The following is a 4,038-nucleotide window of genomic DNA, read 5'->3' on the forward strand; positions in this document are numbered from 1 at the left end:
GGTTGGTCATAGACTGACCCAGTGCGTTGGTCGACGAGACCAGCTGCATCTGATCGTTGTAGCGGTAGGAAGTAACGCGACCAAGAGAGTTGGTATAGCGCGTGCAACGTTCCTCTGCGTCGTACTCAACGGTGCAGTTGAGGATGCCGTCGATTCCCTCGCCTCGTACGACACGGTGTTCATCGTCGTACGCGTACCGATACCAGGACCCGTTCCTGTCGGTCCACGAAGTGATTCGGTCCTCGTCATCGTATGTGTATCGATACGGCAGACCACTGGAGTTGTAGATGCCGACGAGACGCCCATCGCCGTACTCATAGCGCACGAGCTGCGTCTGTTCGCCCTCGGAATCCATGAGGTTGAGTCCCGTAACCCGATCGGACTCCGAGTCGATGGTCACGTGATAACCACCGGAGTGACGCATGCTACGGGGACTGCCGTCTTCGGCGTACTCGAATTCGATTCGGTTCCCGTTGCGATCCGACACTGCGGCAATGGGCATGGTGAAGGTGGTGTCGTGCTCCGGGCTCCGGCCGACCGGGGCGAAGAGACGACTGATCCCGGACGCCGGATTCGTAACCCGCAGGGTGCCCGACTGATCGGCGTCCCAGCTCAGGGGCCAGCGGGGGCCCTCAAGGGGCAAAACCTCATCCATGCCGTGTGGCACCGGATAGACCAGGATCATTCCGTCTTCGGTGGAGAACAGCACGCCCTCGTCGTCCAGTTCAAGGCGCTGATCGAGCGTCGAGGTCCACGACGGCCCGAACCATCGGCCCCACCGGTACGTCGACAGGTGAGTCCGCCCCACCCCCATGCCCAGCACGCCCGGAAGTGTGAAGTCCGTCTCGGACATCAGCATCTCGCCAGAGATCATGTCTATGGGATCTCCGTTACGGCAACGTCCCTTCGCGGACTTGCTCGACGCGACAGCATCGTCGGCTCCCCGTCGCAGGCCGTTCTTCCCCAGACCCTTGAGGCCTGCCTTGAGCCCCTTCAATCCCTTGGCGAGTTTTGCGGCGGAGGTGATGCCTTTCATGCCGGGTATGCAGTCCAGGGCGGCGAACGCGACGTCGAGCAAACCGGCCTCGCCCTTGGCGTATTTATTAAGGGTGTCGGCAAGTACGACAAGAGCTGCTACGACGACGATCGCGGCAAGGATGGGCCCGCCGATGATCATGGCGATGATGCCGACGACAGCGACGACGACCTTGCAGACTTCGACGATGGTGTCCCAGTTGTCGGTGACCCAGTCGCCGACTTCCTCCCACCACTTGCGGTTCTGGATGCCCGCGTCGGAGGCCTCTTCCAGCTTCTTCTTCGCCGTGCCCGCGGCGTCCTCGCGCATCTTGCGGGCGTCCTCGGCCATCTTCTTCGCCGCGTCGAGGTTGCCCTGTGCGGCGGTGACGTCGGACTTGGCAGCCGTCTGGGCCTTCTCGGCGGCGGTCGCGTTGCGGGTGGCAGCCTTGACCTTGTCCGGGTCCGGCTTGGGGACGTCCTTCTTGCCTTCGTCGTCCTTGTACTTGTCGGCTTCCTTGCCCGCCTTGTCCACCCAGGAGTCGGCCGAGGTCAGCCGGGTCTGCGCGCTACTCAAGTCGCCTTGCGCCTCGCGGCCCTTGGCCAGGGCCTTGTCCGCCAGGGCCTGGGCGCGTTCCAGGTCCGGCCAGTACGCGGACAGCGCGTCGCCGGCCATCTCGTAGCTCTTCTTGAGCTTCTTCAGCTTGCCCGGCGCGTCCTCGAACTCCGCCGTGAAGGATTCGGCGGTCTTGCCCGCCCACGTGAGGATCGCGTCCTCGCCCGCCATCCCCTTGATGTCACGCAGCACCTTGGAGACGTCGTCGGCGAAGTCGTGCAGGTTCTTCGCCAGGTTCCGCACCCGGTCCGGGTCACCGGGCGTCGGGTCCTTGTCCAGGTCAAGGACATGCCAATCCGCCGGACGATTCCCCGCCATCCCGCAACCCCCGCCGCTTCCGCCCCTCTAGTACCCGTACGCACATGCGAAGTTACTAGCTGCGTACGGAGGTTGGGAAGGCGGCAGGGCCGCAGGGCGCCAAGCCTTTGGCTCGCCTACTCCGCGAAGCGGAACGTCGACGTCACCGCGTCGAAGATGTCGAAGAACGACTCCGCCAGGTCCAGGACCTGGCTGCTCCCCGCCACCAGCGCGACCTTGCCCTCCTGGCCCGGCACCGGGATGAACGTCTGCATCAGTACGACGCGGATCGTCCGGTCGTCGCCGGGGACCGAGACGTCCTCGATGCCGTACGTGCGGGCTGCAAGGCCCACGCCCGGTATCTCGACCGTCTTCACCTTGCGGTACGTGTCGCCCTCGCGCTTGGCCTCGCGTACGCCGAGCTGCGCCACGATCGCCGCGGGGTCGGTCGGCATTACGTCGCCGTTCGACGTGCGGGCGCCGACCAGGGAGACCGTGACCGAGCCGGTGATCGGCACGTCGCCGCCGAAGCTCTCCGCCATGCAGCCGCAGTACAGGGCGCCGGACTGCCACGCCTCCTTGGAGGCCTTGCGCAGGAAGCCCTCGAAGGTGCCCCGGTGCGGTTCGAGCTCGGGGCGTTCGCGTATGCGGTCGTTGATCATCTGCCGGATGCTGGCGTCACGCGACTCCGGGCGGACGTCGAACTCCCACCACGTCTCCGGCACCTTGATGCTGAAACCGCCGCGGGCGATGGTCTGCGCTTCGGTGTAGCGGGCCATGCTGTTGTCCCCGTCCCATTGTCGACTCCGGCTCGTCAGCCTACGAGGAGGCGGGCGTCTGAAGGAGTCCGGGCCTCCGGGGGAGTCCGGCCCTCCGGCGGAGTCCGGTCGCCGCTGGCCGTGAAAAACGACCCTGTTGTCATACCTGTCTCTTCAGTAACGTCGGGTCACCCAATGCACCCTCGCCCCCACCGGGAGTCACTCGTGAACCGCAGTCGTGTCCTGCCCCTCGCCGCCGTGTCGCTGACGACGGCCGCGGCTCTGCTCCTGACCGGGTGCGGGGGTGACGACAGCGGATCCTCGGACAAGAGCAAGGACAAGGCCGCCGGCTCGGATGCGAAGAAGCAGGAGTCCGCGGGGGCGGAGACGGACGGGGCGGGCGGGGCTGACCGAACTCCCGAGGTCGACCGGCCCGCCATGAAGTTCCCGAAGGACATGAGCATGGTCTTCGAGAAGACCAAGCTCTCCGATCCCGAACAGGCCGCAGCGCTGAACGACGCCGAGAACTACGCCCGCTCCACCGTGTACGGAATCATCAAGCAGGACCCGGAAGACGCGGCGTACAAGTTCTACTCGGAGCCGAAGAGCCCGGCGGCGAAGTACGCGAAGTACCAGATCGACAAGCACGCCTCCGGCGGTCTCAGCCTCAGCGGTGAGCGGCGGCACAGTGATGCCAAGGTTCAGCCCGCGAAGGGCAGCGGAGGCAAGAAGGGCGGCTTCGTCGTCACCTTCTGCTCCGACGACAGCAAGATCAAGGGCAAGGATCTCCAGAGCGGGAGCACTTTCCCCTTCGAGCCGGGGCTCCAGAATTTCTGGCTCTGGACGGTCGACATGGTTCCCTCGAAGAGCACCGAGGGGTTGTGGGTCGCCCATGACGTCGCGGTGAAGGACAAGGCCAAGGAGTGCCAGTAGACGGCCGCGGCCCGGACGCCTAACCGCGAGGTTCCTCCCATGTCGCCGTCAGGTCCGCGCAGTGCACGGTGATCGTCGCGTCCGTCAGCTCCATCTCGTGCGTCACTTCCCCGCACTCCGCGTCGCAGGGCAGGACTTCGTCCAGGAGCAGGGTGATCGCCTGCGTCCAGTCGATCGACCTTGCGTAGTCGATGGAGAAGCGGGTGACACCCTCGTACTCGATGCGTAGGCCTTCGTCATGTTTCCACCGGTTCGGGGCGAATGTTAGCGATGCCCTTCCCGTAGTACCGCGCGCCGTTTTCGTCGGCAGGCAGATATCCGTGAGCTCCAGGTCCTTTACGCAGCGGACGCTCGCGAAGGCGTAATGCTCAGGGTCGGATGCGAAGGCCCACGCCCCGTCGGGCAGGGCCTCTCTGAGGG

At 65.3% G+C, this 4,038-nt stretch carries 4 protein-coding genes; 1 reads left to right on the forward strand and 3 read right to left on the reverse strand.

Annotated elements, in window-relative coordinates; all coding sequences use genetic code 11:
* On the reverse strand, window positions 1-1,948 hold a 1,948-nt coding region (locus ACQKIP_RS41725), incomplete at its 3' end, for a DUF6531 domain-containing protein (protein WP_427745394.1).
* A 116-nt stretch (window positions 1,949-2,064) separates the two neighbouring features.
* Window positions 2,065-2,706, reverse strand: a complete 642-nt coding sequence (locus tag ACQKIP_RS41730) for a hypothetical protein (RefSeq protein ID WP_365862986.1) — start codon at window positions 2,704-2,706, stop codon at window positions 2,065-2,067.
* A gap of 204 nt (window positions 2,707-2,910) precedes the next feature.
* Between ACQKIP_RS41730 and ACQKIP_RS41735 the strand changes: the two genes are divergently transcribed.
* Window positions 2,911-3,618: a hypothetical protein gene (locus tag ACQKIP_RS41735; protein WP_365862984.1), complete on the forward strand. Its 708-nt coding sequence runs from the start codon at window positions 2,911-2,913 to the stop codon at window positions 3,616-3,618.
* Window positions 3,619-3,637: 19 nt separating this feature from the next.
* Here ACQKIP_RS41735 and ACQKIP_RS41740 read toward each other — a convergent pair.
* Window positions 3,638-4,038 (reverse strand): hypothetical protein (locus ACQKIP_RS41740; RefSeq protein ID WP_427745395.1); only part of this gene is annotated, 401 nt, incomplete at its 5' end.

The sequence above is a fragment of the Streptomyces sp. NPDC059900 genome, assembly GCF_050270335.1.
Classification (GTDB): domain Bacteria; phylum Actinomycetota; class Actinomycetes; order Streptomycetales; family Streptomycetaceae; genus Streptomyces.

Bases quoted from the DNA above. Each gene is read 5' to 3' on its own strand.
- ACQKIP_RS41730 (WP_365862986.1), bottom strand. From the start codon at position 2,706: ATGGCCCGCTACACCGAAGCGCAGACCATCGCCCGCGGCGGTTTCAGC.